The following is an 18,052-nucleotide window of genomic DNA, read 5'->3' as shown; positions in this document are numbered from 1 at the left end:
TGGAACAACGACGTCCCCTACGTGGCGGCCCTCGCCCATGAGATCGACGCGTTCGTCCGCAAGGCCGTCGCGGAGAAGCGCCACACTCCGGGCGACGACCTGATCTCGCTGCTGGTCCGGGCCCGTGACGAGGACGGGCTGCTCAGCGAGGACGAACTGCACGGTCAGGTCATGATGATGCTCGTGGCGGGCCAGGACCCCAGCATCAACAGCGTCGGCAACAGCCTGCACGCACTGCTCACCCACCCCGCGCGGCTCGCCGAGCTGCGCGACGACCCGTCCCTGACCGAGACGGCCTTCGGTGAACTGCTGCGCTACGAGAGCCCCCTGCCGTTCACGAGCTGGCGCGGCACCCTTGAGCCCGTCGACTTCGGCGAGGTGACCATCCCCGCGAACGAGTCCCTGTTCCTGTGTCTCGGCGCGGCCAACCGGGACCCCGCGCGGTACCCCGACCCCGACCGCCTCGACCTGCGCCGCCCCACCCCTGGCCATCTCGCCTTCGGTCACGGCGCCCACTACTGTCTGGGCGCACACATCGGCCGGATGACCGCCGAGACCGCCGTCACCACCGTCCTGCGCAGGCTCCCCGGCCTGCGCCTGGACGGCACTCCACGGTGGCGGCCCAGCATGTTCGAACGCGGCCTCAGCACCCTGCCCGTCGCCTGGGACACCCCGCAACAGGAGACGGCCCGGTGAACCGCTCCGAGATCCTGACCGAAGTGAGAACGCTGCTCGCCGAATGCGGCGGCATCGACCCCGCGCAGGTCGATGAACAGACCGCTTTCATCGAGGACCTCGCGCTCGACTCCCTGGTCCTGGTGCGGATGACCGTCCACGCCGAGGAACGCTTCGGGGTCCGTATCCCGGAGGAAGACGCATGGGAACTGCACACGGTCGGCGCCGTCGTCGGCTACGTCGAGGAGTGCCTGACGCGGCGGGCCGGAGCCGGTGGTGAGTGAACTCGTCCGCTTCCTGCACGAAAAGGTGTGGCTCCTCGGAGACACCCGCTGGTACGCGCGTGTGGACAGGGTCCGGGGCGAACTCGTCGAGGTGGAACGCCTCGGATTCGCCCAGCTCGACGCGCGGGCCCGCGCCGTCGGGGCGTGGCTCGCCGAACGTACGCCGCCCGGTGCCCCGGTGATGCTGATGTACCCGGCGGGCCTGGACTTCCTCACGGCTTTCCTCGGCTGCCTGTACTCCGGCCGGATCGCCATCCCCGCTCCCCTGCCGGACACCGACCGACGGGCCCTGCAACGTGCCGAGGGCATCCTGAAGGACTCAGGCGCCGGCCTCCTCCTCACCGACACCGCTCACCGGCCCCGCCTCACCTCCTGGCTCACCGGCCTCGGACTGCGGACGGAGTGCGCCACGACCGACGGGACCGCACTGCCCGGCCCCGGCACCTGGCGCCCCGCCGCCCTGGACCTCTCCGCGACCGCCTACATCCAGTACACCTCCGGATCGACCAGCGAACCGCGCGGCGTCGTCATCACCCACCACAATCTGCTGCACAACCTGCTGGCGATCAGGGAGAAACTCCTGCCGGAGGAAGTCCGGGACGAACTGCGCCACGATCCCTCGCAGACAGGCGCCGGATGGCTGCCGCACTACCACGACATGGGCCTGGTCGGCATGCTGCTCAGCCCCCTCACGTCGTACGGCAACCTCGTCTTCTGCTCTCCCGTCTCCTTCATCGCCCACCCCCTGCTGTGGCTGGAGATGATCAGTCGTTACGGGGCCTATTACACCTTCGCCCCCGACTTCGGCTACGACTGGCTCCTGAAAAACCTCAAGGACAGCCATCTCACCGAACCAGACCTGAACTTGGACTGCCTGCGGTTCGCCCTCAGCGGCGCCGAACCCGTCCGCGCCGACGTCCTGGACACCGTCGCCCGCCGCCTCGCCCCCCTCGGCTTCCGCCCGGACATCTGGGCGCCCAGCTACGGCCTGGCAGAGGCCACCCTCATGGTCACCGGCACCTCCTGCGGCAGCGGCCCGACCGTGCGGCGCTTCGACCGCGACGCGCTGGAAGCGGGCCGTGCCACACCCGCCCCGGACGGCGCCGCCCTCGTCGGCTGCGGTCATCCCGCCGGCACCGGCACCGAGGTCCGCATCGTCGACCACACGACCACCCGCCCCCTCGGAGAAGGTCACGTAGGCGAGATCTGGGTCCGCGGCGACAGCGTCACCAACGGCTACCTGAACAACCCCCAGGCCACCGTCGAGCACTTCGCCGCCACCACGGCCGAAGGCGACGGCCCGTACCTGCGCACCGGAGACCTCGGTTTCCTCCAGGAAGGCCAGCTCTACGTCACCGGCCGCGCCAAAGACCTCATCATCGTCAACGGCCGCAACATCCACCCCCAGGACGTCGAACGCCTCAGCGAGACAACCGACCCTGCCACCGGCCCCTGCGCCGCCTTCGCCCTCCCCGACGGCTCCGGCACCGAACGCATCACCCTGGTCCAGGAAATCCGCCCCTCGCACCTCAACGGCCGCCCGCCCGCGAGCCTGGCCGACGCCATCAGGAAGCGCCTGGCCCATGAGCTACGGCTGGCCGCCCACGTCGTCATCGTCGGCCCCATGAGCATCCCCCGCACCACCAGCGGGAAGATCCAACGCGCACGCACCCGGGACGAACTCCGCTCCTCCCGCTTCACTCCCCTCCATTCTGACCTGCCCGCCCCGAACTGAACGCACTCTGTCACCCTCACCGAGGCCAGGCAGCCTCACGAGGGTCGTGCCGTGGGTGAGGAGGCCGGTGCAGGGAATGGGCCGCAGGCGGACTCACAGGCGCAGCACCATCAGCCCGGCGCTGGCACCGGCGGCCAGACCCATCAGCGCGACGATGTCTCCGGGTCCGGCCATGCCGGACTCCAGGGCGCGGGAGAGCTGGAGCGGGAGTGAGGCGGAAGCGGCGTTGCCATGTTCGGAGAGGGTGAGGATCATGCGGTCGCGGGGCATGCCGAAGCGGCCGGTGTAAGTCTCTTCCACGTCGCGGACGGCGACTTGGTGGACGCCGATGAAGGCCATGTCCTGTGGCGTGGTGTTCAGCTCGTCGGTGAGTGTCCGGCTGGTGTCGAGCACGACGGTGTTCAGCCGCTCGTGCATGCGCATGCTGTTCATCTGGAAGCGGCAGTGCGGATGTGCGTGGCGCCTGGCCACGGTGCCGCCGTACTCGGCTTTCGCGGCGTCCCAGGCGGTGGAGTCGGCCATGAAACGACTGCCGAGCACGCCGGGGCCGCCGGGGCCGCCGGGCTGGACGTCACCTGCGCGGAGGATGACGGCGGCGCCGGCGTCGGAGAAGTTGTAGGACGGCAGGGCGCGGACGAAGGCGACGGGGCGGCCTTCGTCGACGTGTCACGCAGAGTGGCCGGTGAGGTGCCGGACGACGGCTGGCACGCCGCCGGGGCTCCGCGCCCCGTGAGGGTCCGAGCCGTCTCAGTCCTGGCCCGCCGCGGTCCCGGCCCGGCGCGGGACCGCGGCCCAGTCCTCCGTCAGATCGTGAGCGACACACGACCACTGGTCCATCAGATACATGTGGTTTCCCGGGTACAGCCGAGGCGTCGGCGTGCCGGCCGTGGTGTGTGTGGACCAGCCGTCTAGAAGGCCGGGTGTGAAGAAGGAGTCGTCCTCCCCACCGGTGACGGTCACCGGACAGCTCAGGGGCGGCGCCGGAGCCGGGACGTGCAGCACGTGGTTGAGCAGCTCCGCTTCGGCGACGGCGCCCTCGGCCACACCACGCAGCCGTGCGTCCGCCACCAACTCGTCCATCAGTGAGGTCAGCAGGGCGGGATTCCGCACGGCCTCCGCCACACGAGCGGCGTAAGCATGGGGAGGCGCCACCCCCGAAACGGCCAGCAGATCGGGTCCGGGCCTGCCCGCGGCGGCCAGCGCGCAGGCCGTTTCGTAGGCCAGCAGCCCGCCGGTGCAGTGTCCGAAGAAGGCGAACCGCCGTGCCCCGGCGTCGGCTGTCACCACTCCGGTCAGTGCCTGGACGAGCTCCGGCACGCTGCTCATCAGCGCTTCCCCGCTCCTGCCGCCGCGGCCGGGCGCCTCCAGGGAACACAGTTCGACGGAGTCCGGCAGGAATTCCGCCAGCGGCAGATACACGGCCGCCTCGGCTCCCACGAAGGGGAAGCAGTACAGCCGCAGGCGGGCATCCCGCCTGCCAGCGCGCACCGATGTCCACGACGTGTGCCGGGCGGACGGTACGGCCGGTGACGGGACTCCGGCGGACGAGGGCTCAGGCCCGCTGTACGGAGCCGTCCGATTCCGCTCCCCCCGCCCCGGGGCCTCAGCGGGGAGAACGGGCGCGAAGGCCCGGACCAGGTAGTCGAGATCGACGGGGCCGGGGTCGGGAAGGCCGTCGAGCGAGGTGAGGAGGTTGGTCCGGTCGTAGGTGCGGCGGTGTGCGCTGTACGTCAGCAGATCGCGGTATTCGGCGGAGAGCCGTTCCAGCGGCGTGCGGCGGGACACCCTTCCGTCGGTCATGGTCACGGACAGATACGGGAAGCGGCTCCGCAGGGCCTCGGTGATCGTCGCGAACGGCACGTCGCGCGGGTGGGTGACGTGCAGGGTGCGTACACCCGCGCCATGGTGCGGGCACTTCGCGGCCCGCACCATGGCGTGGGCGGCATAGTCGGCCTGGAGCAGGTTGAGGCGGCCTTCCGGGTCGCCCGTGACGCGGACGCGCAGGACGCGGCCTTCATCGCGCGGTCGGCGTGGAAGCGCCGGTGCCGGCACGGCCCGTTCCCAGTTCCGCAGGTGCCGCCGCAGAAGATCGAGCAGGGTGTCGGCCGGCTGGGCGGGCAGGCCCGGGGGAACGGGCCGGTCGGTGGCGAGGAGGCTGGGGCGGAACACCGTCGCGTCCCGTCCGGTGCGGTTCGCCCAGGCGTGGACGAGCCGCTCGGCGTTGTACTTCGACTCCTCGTAGGGGATCTGGAACCCCTCGGTGTCCAGGAGGTCGTCTTCCATGACGACGCCCGTGGACCGTCGTCCGGCGACATACGCGGTGCTGACGTGCAGCAGGTGCGCGGAGGGCGCTTCGTCGGCCAGTTCCAGGACGCGACGGGTGCCGATGACGTTCGCGTGGTGCAGCGGGGCCGGGTCGTCCCCCAGATCGAGCAGGGCCGCGCAGTGCCACAGCGCGGTCGCTCCCTCGGTGACGCGGGCACGTTCTCCGGGGCTCAGGCCGAGGCCAGGGCGGGTCAGGTCGGCGCTGACGTAGCGGACGGTGCCGAGGGCGCCGGGAGCGCCGGGAGCGAGCGGCGGGGTGTCCAGCCATCGCACCGCGGCCTCGACGCGGTGGCGCAGTGCCTCCGGTGTGCCGCGGCCCAGGACGGTGATGGCCCGCTCGCCGTGGGCGAGCAATTCCCGCAGGAGGCGGCAGCCGAGGAATCCGGTCGCGCCGGTGAGCAGCACGGACAAGGAACGCCTCCTGAAGGGGGATCGCCGGTCCTGAAGGGGGGATCGCCGGCTCGGTGCAAGGGACGCTACGTGGCCGCCGCGGGGTGCGGGCGGCCATGTGCGGGGTGTTCCGCGTGCTCACTCCGATGAGTGGCGGGGAGCGCAACTCGCGTTGATCACTCGTCCGGTTGCATCTGCGCGGGAACACCGCGCATTCCGGTGACTTTGTGTCTTCGCCGTCGCACGGATGACTACTGTGCGTTTCCGTCCGGCCCTTGAGTCCCGTAGCCCCGTTCCACACGCACAGCCCGCACAGCGAAAGGCCGAGCATGACGCAGCCCTCGGTACGCGGCGACACCCTCAGCAGGGGCATCGCCATCATCGGTCTCTCCTGCCGCCTGCCGGGTGGTATCGACAGTCCCGACGCGCTGTGGAGCGCCCTGCTGGAAGGGCGGGACGCGGTCGGTGAGGTGCCGGCCGACCGGTTCGACGCCCGCCGGTTCGTGACCCCTGACATGGCCCGTACCGGACGGAGTTATACGGCGGCGGGCGGTTTCCTCGACGACGTGACGGGCTTCGACGCGGGCTACTTCGGCATTTCGCCGAAGGAGGCCGCGGACATGGACCCGCAGCACCGGCTGCTGCTGGAGCTGGCCACGGAAGCACTCGACGACGCGGCTCTCGCTCCGGCCGTGCTCGCCGGGTCGGACACGGCCGTGTACGTCGGCATCTCCGACGCCACCTACGGTGCGGCACACATGCTGTCGCTGCACTCGGTCGGCCCGTACATGATGACGGGCACGGCCTCCTCCATCGCGGCCAACCGGCTGTCCCACACTTTCGATCTGCGCGGCCCCAGCATGGCGGTGGACACCGCCTGCTCGTCCTCGCTGGTGGCCCTGGACCGCGCCTGCCGCACCCTGGCGGAGGGCACCAGCCGGACGGCGCTATGCGGGGGCGCCAACATCCTGCTCAGCCCTCTCCACTACGTGGGGTTCTCCCAGGCGTCGATGCTCTCGAAGCGCGGCCACTGCGCGGCCTTCTCCGCGGACGCCGACGGATTCGTCCGCGCCGAGGGCGGCGGCGTGGTCGTCCTCAAACGGCTGCCGGACGCGCTCGCCGACGGGGACCGGGTGCACGGCGTGATCCTCGGCAGCGGCACCAACAGCGACGGCCGCACAAAGGGGCTCGCGCTGCCCAGCGCCGAGGCCCAGGAGAAGCTGCTGCGCCACGTCTACGCGGAGGCCGGGATCGATCCGGACGAGCTGGTCTACTTCGAAGCGCACGGCACCGGCACACCGGTCGGCGACCCACTGGAGGCCGAGGCGATCGGCCGCGCGCTGGGTGTGCGCCGTATCACCGGTGCGCTGCCGTTCGGCTCGGTCAAGACCAACCTCGGCCATCTGGAACCGGCCTCGGGCATGGCGGGGCTGTGCAAGGCGCTGCTGGTGCTGCGGAACGGCGTCGCTCCGGCTTCACTGCACGCCGACACCCCTCACCCGGACATCGACTTCACCGGGCTCGGGCTGCGCCTGACCGCGCAGCCACAGCCGCTGCCTCAGGTCGACCGGCCCGTGGTGGGCGTCAACTCCTTCGGCTTCGGCGGAGCCAACGCCCACGTCGCCCTCACCACCGGACCGGCCCGCCCTGTCTCTCCCGCCCCCGTGCCGCCGCCCGAGGGGCTGCCCTTGGTGGCCAGCGGCCGTACGGTCCGGGCCATGGCTGAGGCCGCTTCCGCCATGGCCGACCGCCTGGCCGAGGCCGGACCGACGGAGTTCTACGACCTGGCCTACACCTCCTGCCGGAGGCGGGGTCTGCACGAGCACCGGGCCGCCGTGCTCGCCCGCTCGCCCGAGGAGGCCGCCCGGGGCTTCGCCGCGCTCGCGGGGCAGGGGGGCGGGGAAGCCGGTGCCGGGGCCGCAGCGGACACGGATGGTGCGGAGGCTCCGGCGGCAGTGCCGACGGCCGTGGCCGAGGCGGCGGACGGTGGCCAGGTCGCCTTTGTCTTCTCCGGCAACGGCTCGCAGTGGGCCGGCATGGGCGCGGACCTGCTGCGCGAGGACCCTTCCTTCCGCGCGGCGGTGGAGGAGGCGGACGCCGAACTCGCACCCCGTCTGGGCTGGTCGGTCACCGAGTATCTGAGACTGCCAGCCGACGAATGGCGGCTGGCGGCCACCGAGGTCGCGCAGCCGCTGCTGTTCGCCGTGCAGGTGGGCATCGTCGCCGCGCTGCGCGAGCGGGGCGTCGCGCCCGCGATGGTGCTGGGACACAGCGTCGGCGAGGTGGCAGCGGCCCGCACCGCGGGTGTCCTCACCCTGGCGCAGGCGGCGCAGGTGATCGTCGAGCGCAGCCGGGCGCAGGCCGCGACGGCGGGCCTGGGCCGCATGGCAGCCGTCGGCCTCTCCGCCGAGAAGGCGGCCGAGGAGATCGCGTCCTGCGGCGAGGCGCTGGAGATCGCCGGTGTCAACAGTCCCCAGGACGTGACCGTCGCCGGAACCGCCGAAGCGCTGGCCGCGCTCGGCGCCCGTCTGACCGAGCGTGGTGTCTTCTTCCGCGACCTGGGGCTCGACTACGCCTTCCACAGCCGTGCCATGGACGGACAGCGCGAACCGCTCGTCGCAGCGCTGAAAGACCTTCAGCCCGTCGACGGCGACATCGCCCTGTACTCCACCGTGACCGGCTGCCAACTGCCGGGCGGCGGCCTGGACGCCGAATACTGGTGGCACAACGTGCGCCGGCCGGTGCGGTTCGCATCAGCCCTCGAAGGCGTGGTCGAGGAAGGTGGTGACATCTTCGTCGAGATCGGCCCCCACCCAGTGCTGCGGACGTATCTGCGACGCACGGTCACCGCCCGGCCGGGCAGGAAACAGACGGCCATCGCCACCCTGTACCGGCGGGAGGACGGCCGCCGGACGCTGTCCGCGGTACCGGCCGCGCTGATCGCCGCAGGATCCGCGGGCACCGACTGGAACCGGTACTTCCCGCGCCCCGGCCAGGTCACCGGCCTGCCCGCCTACCCGTGGCAGCGTGAACGGCACTGGAACAGCGGCCCGGACGTCTGGAGCAGGCACGGCGCCCTCACGCACCCACTGCTGGGTTCACGGATCGGGGCGACGCACCCCGTGTGGGAGGGCACCGTCGAACCGGGCCTGGTTCCGTGGCTCACCGACCACCGCGTGCTCGGCTCCGTCGTCATGCCCGCGGCCGGATTCGTGGAGATGGCACTCGCCGCGGGCCGCCAAACGCTCGGCGCACCCGCCGAGGTCGAGCATCTGGACATCCAGTCGGCCCTCGTCGTGCCCTGGTCCGATGCCCCCGGCACCAGTGTCCACACCACCCTGCTGCCCGACAGCGGCGTACTGACCGTCGCCAGTACCACCACTGGCTCCACGGAACCACGCCCCCACGTCCAGGCCCGGGTGCGGACCCTGCTGCGGCCCCGCCCCACGGCGCTGGACCTGGCGGCGCTGGCCGCCCGCTGTCCCCGTCAGGTGACCGCCGAGGAGCACTACAACGCCTGTACGGCCGCGGGGCTCGCCTTCGGTCCGGCGTTCCAGGTACTGACCGCCCTGGATATCGGCGACGGCGAAGTCCTCGCCCGCTACCGGCACGACACGCCAGGACAGCCCTACACCGTCCACCCCGCTCTCCTCGACGGGGCGCTCCAGCCCGGTGCCGTGCTGCTGGGGGACCTGGCGGCCGGTCAGACGGCCTTCCTGCCCTCGTCGGTCGGCGCCGTCCGGGTATGGGACGAGCCCGCACCTACCGGCGCGATCCACGTACGCGAGCGCGGCCGGACCGACCACGAGGTGTGCTGGGACATCACCCTCACCGACGACGACGGGCGCGTCACCGCCCAGATCGACAGCTGCCGGGTACGCCGCGTCGCGGCGACGGGCCGCACTCCCGTCAGCGTCCACCACACGGAGCTGAGGGCCGCCCCGCACCTCGACAGGCCGGCCGCGCCCTCACCGCTGCCCTCCCCGCGGCGCATCGGCGAGGCGGCAGCGGCCCGGATCGACCGGCTGCGGGCGGAACTGCCGGACCACTGCGGCAAGGCGATGCGCATGCCGCACGAGGTGTTCGTCCGCCGGACAGCCACCGCCATCGCCGCCCTGCTCCCCGATCCCACAGCCCCCTTCGCCCTGGAGGACCTGGTGGCGGCAGGAGCGCTGGAGAAACACACACGGCTGCTCGCCCTCCTCCTGCCGGAGATGGAGAAGCTGGGACTGGCCGGTACGGACGCTCCTGGACGGTGGCGGCTGACATCAGCCGCCACCGTCGGACACCGCCCGCTGAGCGGCCTCGCCGCCGCGGCTCCCGGCTGGAGCGCCGCCATCAGCCTCCTCGCCCGTCAGAGCGCGCACTTCGAGGCACTGCTGCGCGGTGCAGCGGACCCCGACGAACTGCTGGCGGACAGCCACACGGCGCAGGCGGTGGAGCACTTCTACGACCTCCTCCCGCACACCCGGTTCCAGAACCGTGTCGCGCAGGCCCTCACCCGGGAGATCGTCGCCCACTGGCCGCAGGGCCGGGCCCTGCGGGTTCTTGAGGTGGGCGCAGGAACAGGCGCCACAGCGGCGGCCCTGCTCCCCCTGCTGCCGCCCGAACGCACCCGCTACTGCTTCAGCGATGTCTCCGCCTCCCCTTTTCCTCGTGCGCAGAGCCGCCTGGCCTCCTACGACTTCGTCGACTACCGCACCTTCGACCTCGCCCAGGATCCGGCCGCCCAAGGCTTCACTCCGCACAGCTTCGACCTCGTGGTCGCCACACACTCCCTGCACACGGCCCCGGACCTGGCGGAGGCGCTGCGCAACGTGGCGACCCTGCTGGCGCCCGGCGGACACCTGCTGGCCACCGAGGCACACGACCCCCAGCTCCTGCTGCCCTACTTCGGTTTCCTCGACAGCTTCTACGGCAACACCGACACCGAACTGCGTCCCCGGTCCGCCCTGTTGTCCCGTGGCGCATGGCCTGACCTGCTACGGGACTGCGGTTACGATGACGTCCTCCAGACCGGGCACGACACCGGCCCGGCGAGCGGGGGATTCTCCGTTCTGCTGGCCGCCGCTCCTTCCCGGCCACCAGCCGGGAAGCCGGTACGGGAACCGCTCCCGGCCGATGCCGCCTCCGTCCTCGTGGCCTGCGAGACGGCCGCCGAGCGCGAACTGGGAGACGACGTCGCCGCGTTGGTGGACCAGGCCGGCGGTACGGCGCAGGTCACGGAGATGACCACCCGGGCCGGCGCCTGGTCGGACGCGCTCTCCCGGACACCAGCCGCCTCCGGCCCGGAGCGACGTGCGGTCGTCCTGGTCCTCGGCGAGGTGACGGATCACGCTCCGGAGGCGCTGACCGCCCTGGCCTGCCAACGGGCCCAGGCCGTCCGGGCCCTGACGACAGCCGTCGGCGCGGACCGGGGCACACCACCGGAGCTGTGGGTGGTGGCCCGCCCCTGCGGCACCATGCCCTCCCCCGTCGATCCGCAGGAACTGGACGCCGCGCTCTGGGGCCTGACCCGGAGCCTGGGCAACGAGGTCCCCGGCATGACGGTCCGTCGCGTCGCCCTCGAACGCACCGTGGACACCCCGGGCGACGCCCGGCGGCTCGCCCAGGAGCTGCTCCGGCCCACAGGGGAGGACGAGGTCCTGCTGACAGCCGCGGACCGTTTCGTCCCCCGGGAACGTCACCGGCCCGTGTCCGGATCCGCCGACGGCACCGGCCCGTACACCCTCAAGGTGCACAACCCCGGCCTGTCCTACCGGCTCGCGTGGCAGCGGCGGGGGATGCCCCGGCCCGGCCCCGGGCAGGTTCTGCTCGACGTCCGCGCCGCGGCGCTGAACTACCGCGACGTGATGCAGAGCGTCGGCCTGCTCCCGGCGGAAGCCATCGAGGGCACGTCGTCCGCTGAAGGATGCGGACTGGAGTGCGCGGGCGTGGTCGTCGCCTGCGGCGAGGGCGTGACCCATCTGTCGCCCGGTGACCGGGTGGCGGGCCTGGCCCCCGCCTCGCTCGCCTCCCACGCCGTGACCGAGGCCCACGCGGTCTGGCCGCTGCCCGACCACATGACCTTCGCCGCCGCGGCCACGATGCCCGTCGCCTTCGCCACAGTGCAGCACAGCCTCGAACGGCTCGCCCGAGTGCGGCCCGGCGAGACCGTCCTCGTGCACGGAGCCGCAGGGGGCGTCGGACTCGCGGCGATCCAGTACGCGCACGCGCACGGCGCCCACGTCATCGCCACGGCAGGGAGCGGTCTCAAGCGCGACCTGCTGCGCGGGATGGGCGTACGGCACGTGCTGGACTCCCGCACCCTCGACTTCGCCGTCCAGGTGCGGGAGATCACCGAAGGGCAAGGCGTCGACGTCGTCCTCAACTCCCTCGCCGGTGAGGCCCTCACCCGCAGTCTGGAACTGCTCCGGCCCGGCGGACGGTTCATCGAACTCGGCAAACGGGACATCTATGAGAACAAACCGTTGTCGCTGCGTCCCTTCCGCAACAACATCGCCTTCTTCGGCTTCGACCTCACCCAGGTGCTGGAGGACGAGAAGCGGGCGCGGGCGTGTCTGAGCGGTGTCGGTGAGAACACCGAGGCGAACCGGTATCAGCCCCTGCTCCACACCGTGTATCCCGCCGCGCGCGTGGACGAGGTGTTCCGGCTCATGCAGCACTCACGGCACGTCGGCAAGATCGTCGTCGCCTTCGACCCACTGGACGAGCCGCCCCTCGTGGAACCGGCCCCGTCACCCGCCCCGCTGAACGGGGAGGGCACGTACATGGTCACCGGCGGCACCAGCGGCTTCGGCGCGGCCACCGCCCGCTGGCTCGCCGACCTCGGCGCCCGCCACGTGGCGCTGGTCAGCCGTCGCGGTCTCCAGGCGCCGGAGGCGGAAGCGACCGAGGCCGCGCTCCGCGGACGCGGCGTGACGGTCACGGTCCACGAGGCCGACGTCACCCAGCCCGACCGGATGCGCGACATCGCCGCCCGTATCGACGCCACCGGGCACCCCCTGCGCGGAGTGGTGCACTGCGCCATGCACCTGGACGACGCGCCCCTCGCCGAACTGGACGAGGACCGTATGACCGCAGTCATGGCACCCAAGATCACCGGTGCGGCCGTCCTGGACCTGCTCCTGCGGGACCGTGACTGCGACCTGTTCCTGATGTACTCCTCGGCGGCGGCGACCATCGGCAACCTCCACCAGACGGCCTACGTAGCCGCCAACCTGTACCTCGAAGCACTCGTCCGCCGTCGCCGCCGTGAGGGACGGGCAGGTCTGGCCCTCGCATGGGGCGCCATCGGGGACACCGGATACGTGGCCCGCAACCACATGGGCCAAGCCCTCGCCTCCGTCGGCCTCGAACCACTCGCCGCGCGGGAGGCCCTCACCGCGGCGGCACCGCTGCTCGCCACGGATGCCGAGGTGGCCGGAATCCTCCGCTGCAACTGGGGCCGGACCGCGAAGACGCTGGTGACCTCCATGAGCACCCCACGGCTGAGCGGGCTGGTACCGGAAAGCACCGACACCGGATTCGACAGGGAAGAACTGGCCAGCACTCTGGCCCAGATGCCGACAGAGGAAGCCGTCGACCGTGTGACCGGCATCCTCGCCGGTGTCCTGGCGGACATCCTGCGCATGGACCGCGACCAGCTCGACCCGCACCGCCGCCTCGACGTCTATGGGCTGGACTCTTTGATGGCCACCGAACTCCTCGTCACCGTCAACGAGAGATTCGGCGTCGACATCCCGCCCATGGAACTGCTGCGCAGCAGCACCGGCACCCTCGCGGACATCGCACGGACGCTGTACCTGCGCCTCGCACCCCGCCTCGCCGAGCACCCCGCGCCCGACGCGGCCATTCCCCACCAGCCGGACAGCCCCGACGTCGCCCGGCCAGCCACACACCCCGCACTCCCCCTGAACAGCCCGGCTCCGCACCCGTCGTGGTGAGCTGGCCCCCGGGCCGGTTCACGGAGTGTTGAGGGTTTGCAGGATGTTGTGTGCCGCGCGTTCGCCGCTGCTGAGGCTGCTGTGGGTGCAGGGGACCGAGAAGTAGTCGCCGGCGAGGTGGACGCGGCCGTTTCGTGAGCAGGCGCCGTTGGGTGGCTGTGCGCGAAAAGTGCCCACGGCGCGGCGGGGTAGGGCTGCTTGCCAGCGTTGGACGTGGGTGAGGGTGACGTCGGCTGCGAGGCCGGGGAACAGGCCCAGACGGTCTAGTCCTTCAAGTGCCGCACGGATAACGTCTTGGTCGTCTGCCGCCCAGTGGGATCTGACCCAGGGGGCGTTCCAGTAGGTCGAGACCAGCCCCTGGCCGTGCGGTGTTCGGCCGGGCGCTTTGTTGTGATCGAGGACGACTTCGATGAGATCACCGTGCTGCTGGCGGGGGACCACGATCCAGGCCGCAGGTTCGGGCGGAGGCTTGGCCAGACCGAGTTTGACCACAAACATCGGATTATGGGTCAGCCCGTCGAGGTATGCGCGGTAGGGCTGAGTGAGAGAGGGAAAGATTCCGCGTACCTGGGGGGCCGCGACGGCGATCACCACGGCGCGGGCATGCGCGCGGTGCCCGGGTTCTCCTGGGCGCTGCCATTCGACGGTCACGCTGTCGCGGCGTTCTTCGATTCCGGTCGCGGTGGCCGAGAGTTCGACGGGCACCTGCCGGGCCAGTCCCTCGGGGAGGAAGGCGATGCCTTCTGGCGAGTTGAAGAAGCGGGTGCCCAGCATGCGGTAGCGGTGAGTCCGGCGATGCCGGCGCCGATGACGAGCACGTCGGAGCAGGGGTGGTCGGCTCGCTCAGGCATGGCGACGCTTCTGGGCGATCATGGGCATCCGGTTCGGTCGCAGCAGGGTGAAGGCAACGGGCCGGATGCGGGCGCGCGGTGTGTGCCTCAGACGCCAGTGCTGGGTGACGGTCGCCAGGACGACCGGCATCAGGGTGCGGGCGTAGGGTTCGCCGATGCACTGGCGAACGCCGGAGCCGAAGGGGAGGAAGGAGCAGCGGGTGGTGCTGTCGCCGCTGTGGGGCAGCCACCGGTCCGGGTCGAAGCGCTCGGGATGCTGTCGTAGCCGGGGGTCGTGGTGGATGGCAAAAGGGCTGAAGAAGATCTGCGATCCCGCCGGGATGCGGTGGCCTCGCAGTTCGATGTCGCGCTCGGGTGATCGGGGCAGCAGCCAGGCGGGTGCGTACAGGCGCAGGGCCTCGTCGACCACCCGATGCAGATAGTCGAGTGCGGGCAGGTCGTCCACGGTGACGGGACGGCCGCCCAGCACGTGATCGACCTCGTCGTGCACGGCGCGTTCGATGTCGGGGTGGGTGGCGAGGGCGTGCAGGACCCAGGCCATCGTGGAGGCCGTCGGATCGGTGCCCGCGGAGAGCACGGAGACCGCCTGGTCGTGGACTTCCTGATCGGTGAGAGGATCGCCGGTGTCCTGATGCCGCGCCGAAAGCAGCGTGGACAGCAGGTCCTGGTGATCGTTTCCGGCCCGCCGGTATTCGGCAATCACGGAATCGACCACCGCGTGCAGCCCGCGCAGTGCCTTCTCGAAGCGCCGATTGCCCGGCGTGGGGAGCCGGTAGAGGGCGTTGACCGGCACGTAGGTGCGGGTTCCGATGCCGTTGAGGATGACGGGCAGTGACCGCACGATCTCGTCGGTGGCGTCCGTGCCGAGTTCGGCGGAGAAGAGACTGCGCACGACCGCGCGTGCGGTGGTCTGGTAGAGCTGAGTGTCGATCGGCTGCACCGTGCCCTCGCGCCAGCGGGAGGTCATGGAGGTGGCGGCCTCACGCATGAAGGGGGCGTACGCCTTCCCTGCTGGAACAGCACCCCCTTGGTGAGTCCGTGGGCCTGGGTCACCAGGATCTGATGGACCAGTTCGGGGTCGTTGACCAGGTAGGCGCGCTGTCGACCGAGCCTGAAAGCCACCACGTCGCCGCGGTCCCGCTGGGCCTGCACGGAGGCCAGTGGATTGCGTCGCAGTTGCAGGACATGACCGGTGAGGGGCAGAGCGCCAGGTGCGGTCGGGAGCGGGTCGGCTGCACGAGTCATGGCGTCTCTCCTGCCACTGGTCGGCGAAGGGCCGGGTGCAGCAGATCTTCCAGATAGCTGGGGGTCTGCCCGGCCGGGCGGGGCTCGATGTGTGTATAACGGCTGGATGCTCGGCTCCATGTGTAGGTGCCGACCATCCAGTCCCGCATCGTCTCCGCGCAGCGCCACACCCCGGCACCGGTTGTGGCGTCGACCTCAAGGCCGGTCATGGTCCGGGCAAGTGCGCTCTCGGCCGCCAGATAGTCCGCGACCCGTGCGGTGATCCGGGAAGCAGCCTCGGCCGTGGCGGCCTGCCGGTGAGAGCCGTCGCCATGTTGCAGCACCGTGATGAGGTTGTGGAAATCCCCGCTGGCCAGCTCACGGGGCAGGGAGAAGACATCGTTGACCCAGCAGGCCACGTCCACGGCTGCGGTGAGCATCTGCTCGAAGGCCCCGCAGCGGCGGATGAAGGGCGGAATCTCCGCGTGCGCGGTCAGCTCACCGAGATCGATCACGCACCGGACGGCACCGGTCGCCCGGCGCAGCGCCACGTACTCCTCCACTTCCGGTGGTCTGTCGACGGCCCGGTTGCGGCTCTCCTGCAGACAGCCTTCGAGGAAACCCTCCAGATGGTGCACGAACCGCCTCTGCCACTGCCACGACATCTGCGGGAAGGTGCGGTCGCGCAAGTCCTTCAGTGCGCGGACGAGCGGACTCCGATCGCTTCAAACCGCAACTGAGTCGCAGTACGCTCGACAACCTCAACCGCCCGCCTCAGCGACAGAGCCGGGCCCACAACTCCACACCGCGTATGCGCAAGCAGCGGCAGAGAGGCACTGTGATGACGTCCTTTGCCTTCGCAGGACGTGTGTCCACGGAAGACCAACAAGACCCCGTCGCCTCCTACAACTGGCAGATGAGCCGGGCCCGCTCGCTCCTCGCCCCGGATGACGAGATCGTCGCCGAATACTTCGACATCGGCAGCTCGCGCTCCCTCCCCTGGCCCCGCCGACCACGAGCAGCCGCTCTGCTCTCCGCGCTCAAGCAACCGGACCGCGGCTTCGACGCCGTGGTGATCGGAGAACCGCAGCGCGCCTTCTACGGCAACCAGTTCGGCCTCACCTTCCCCGTCTTCGTCCACTACGGCGTCCAGCTCTGGGTCCCCGAGGTCGGCGGGCGCATCGACCCCGACTCCGAAGCCCATGACCTGGTGATGTCCGTCTTCGGCGGCATGAGCAAAGCCGAACGCAACCGCATCAAGATCCGCGTCCGCTCCTCCATGAGCGCCCAGGCCAAGATCGAAGGCCGCTTCCTGGGTGGACGCCCGCCCTACGGCTACCGGCTCGCCGACGCCGGACCGCACCCCAACCCCGCCAAGGCCGCCGACGGCAAACGCCTGCACCGCCTGGAACCCGACCCGGGCACCGCACCGGTGGTACAACGGATCTTCCGCGAGTACCTGGCCGGATTCGGCATCTTCGCCATCGCCCAGCGTCTGACCGCCGACGGCGTCCTGTGCCCCTCAGCCGCCGACCGCTCCCGCAACCCGCACCGCAGCGGGGCCGCCTGGTCCAAGAGCGCCGTACGCGCCATCCTCACCAACCCCCGCTACACCGGCCACCAGGTCTGGAACCGCCAGCACAAGCACGAATCCCTCATCGACGTCGACAACGTCGCCCTCGGCCACCACACCAAACTGACCTGGAACCCGGAAGACGCCTGGATCCACTCCGACCAACCCGCCCACACCCCGCTCATCAGCCCCGACATCTTTCGAGCTGCCGGACAGCGGCTCGCCTCCCGCGGCCCCGCCTCCGCCGGCCGCGAAGTCGTACGCACCCGACACCCCTACGTCTTCAAAGGCCGAATCACCCACCACAACTGCGGGCGCAAGATGCAGGGCAACCACGTGCGCGACACCACGTACTACCGCTGCCGCTACCCCCAGGAATACGCCATCGCCAACACGCTGGATCACCCGCTCAACGTGCTGCTCAAGGAAGAGGACCTCCTCGGCCCTCTGGATGGCTGGCTCGCGCGCGCCTTCGCCCCTCACGCCATCGAGGAGTCCCTCACCGCCATGCACGAGGCCCAGCCCGCCATGGACGTCGAGAGCGAATCCGCACGGCGCACCCTCCTCGAATGCGACCGCAAGCTGGCCCGCCACCGCGCTGCCCTGGAAGCCGGCGCCGACCCCGTTCTCATCGCACAGTGGAGCCGCGAAGCCACCCTGGAGCGCACAGCGGCTCAGGAACGGGTGACTCAGCTCACCGAGCGGCGGACGACTCCCCCACACCTGAGCCGGAACGAAATTCGTGCCCTCATCGACGGTCTCGGCGGAATGCTGAACGCGCTGCGCCGCGCGGACCCCACCGACAAGGCCGAGGTCTACAGCCAGCTAGGTCTTCAGCTCAGCTACGACCACACGACAAAGGTGGTGCAAGCCGACATCCGGCCCGCACCACCTGTTGGCATAGTGTTTGTGTCCGAGGGGGGACTTGAACCCCCACGCCCGATAAAGGGCACTAGCACCTCAAGCTAGCGCGTCTGCCATTCCGCCACCCGGACCAGGTGTGATGTCGCTCGTGGCTCTTGGCCGCGGCGACGTGGACAACCATACCA

Annotated in this window: 10 protein-coding genes, 1 tRNA gene and 1 pseudogene; 5 read left to right on the top strand and 7 right to left on the bottom strand. The window is 70.8% G+C overall.

Annotated features, from left to right (window positions below; all coding sequences use genetic code 11):
- The 3 genes from ACYVOO_RS04015 to ACYVOO_RS04005 form a co-directional block, all read left to right on the top strand.
- Positions 1-696: cytochrome P450 (locus ACYVOO_RS04015; RefSeq protein WP_461014254.1), on the top strand; the 696-nt coding region annotated here is incomplete at its 5' end.
- Positions 693-959: an acyl carrier protein gene (locus tag ACYVOO_RS04010; RefSeq protein ID WP_461014253.1), complete on the top strand. Its 267-nt coding sequence runs from the start codon at positions 693-695 to the stop codon at positions 957-959. The genes ACYVOO_RS04015 and ACYVOO_RS04010, both read left to right, overlap by 4 nt.
- On the top strand, positions 952-2,694 hold the full coding sequence (locus ACYVOO_RS04005; protein WP_461014252.1) for a fatty acyl-AMP ligase: 1,743 nt from the start codon (positions 952-954) through the stop codon (positions 2,692-2,694). The genes ACYVOO_RS04010 and ACYVOO_RS04005 overlap by 8 nt, the downstream gene beginning before the upstream one ends.
- 93 nt (positions 2,695-2,787) lie before the next feature.
- Here the strand turns inward: ACYVOO_RS04005 and ACYVOO_RS04000 are convergent, their stop codons facing one another.
- Together ACYVOO_RS04000 and ACYVOO_RS03995 are read right to left on the bottom strand one after the other, a co-directional pair.
- Positions 2,788-3,216 carry a 3-oxoacyl-[acyl-carrier-protein] synthase III C-terminal domain-containing protein gene (locus ACYVOO_RS04000; RefSeq protein WP_461014251.1) on the bottom strand — a complete coding sequence of 143 codons (429 nt, stop codon included), beginning with the start codon at positions 3,214-3,216 and terminating at the stop codon, positions 2,788-2,790.
- Between the two features lie 225 nt (positions 3,217-3,441).
- The gene (locus ACYVOO_RS03995) at positions 3,442-5,424 is read right to left on the bottom strand and encodes an SDR family oxidoreductase (protein ID WP_461014261.1); all 1,983 of its coding nucleotides are present in this window, start codon (positions 5,422-5,424) and stop codon (positions 3,442-3,444) included.
- Positions 5,425-5,738: 314 nt separating this feature from the next.
- Between ACYVOO_RS03995 and ACYVOO_RS03990 the strand changes: the two genes are divergently transcribed.
- Positions 5,739-13,355, top strand: a complete 7,617-nt coding sequence (locus ACYVOO_RS03990; protein WP_461014250.1) for an SDR family NAD(P)-dependent oxidoreductase — start codon at positions 5,739-5,741, stop codon at positions 13,353-13,355.
- An 18-nt stretch (positions 13,356-13,373) separates the two neighbouring features.
- Here ACYVOO_RS03990 and ACYVOO_RS03985 read toward each other — a convergent pair whose 3' ends face one another.
- From ACYVOO_RS03985 to ACYVOO_RS03970, 4 genes are all read right to left on the bottom strand, one after another.
- Entirely contained in the window at positions 13,374-14,129 is a 756-nt protein-coding gene (locus ACYVOO_RS03985; protein ID WP_461014249.1) for a hypothetical protein, read from the bottom strand.
- Positions 14,130-14,198: 69 nt separating this feature from the next.
- Positions 14,199-15,194, bottom strand: a complete 996-nt coding sequence (locus ACYVOO_RS03980; RefSeq protein ID WP_461014248.1) for a cytochrome P450 — start codon at positions 15,192-15,194, stop codon at positions 14,199-14,201.
- A complete protein-coding gene (locus tag ACYVOO_RS03975; RefSeq protein ID WP_461014247.1) occupies positions 15,170-15,451 on the bottom strand; it encodes a cytochrome P450 in 282 nt (93 codons plus the stop codon). The genes ACYVOO_RS03980 and ACYVOO_RS03975 overlap by 25 nt, the downstream gene beginning before the upstream one ends.
- Positions 15,448-16,119 carry a terpene synthase family protein gene (locus ACYVOO_RS03970; RefSeq protein ID WP_461014246.1) on the bottom strand — a complete coding sequence of 224 codons (672 nt, stop codon included), beginning with the start codon at positions 16,117-16,119 and terminating at the stop codon, positions 15,448-15,450. The genes ACYVOO_RS03975 and ACYVOO_RS03970 overlap by 4 nt, the downstream gene beginning before the upstream one ends.
- 122 nt (positions 16,120-16,241) lie before the next feature.
- Between ACYVOO_RS03970 and ACYVOO_RS03965 the strand changes: the two are divergent.
- Positions 16,242-17,174 (top strand): annotated as a pseudogene (locus tag ACYVOO_RS03965) (recombinase family protein); the annotation flags it as partial.
- 739 nt (positions 17,175-17,913) lie between these two features.
- On the opposite strand, the gene ACYVOO_RS03960 reads toward ACYVOO_RS03965, so the two are convergent.
- Positions 17,914-17,998: transfer RNA gene (locus tag ACYVOO_RS03960), tRNA-Leu, on the bottom strand.
- Positions 17,999-18,052: the final 54 nt, after the last annotated feature.

Source organism: Streptomyces daliensis, assembly GCF_054782395.1.
The sequence above is the reverse complement of the archived record's forward strand: the minus strand, read 5'-3'. Positions and strand labels throughout refer to the sequence as shown.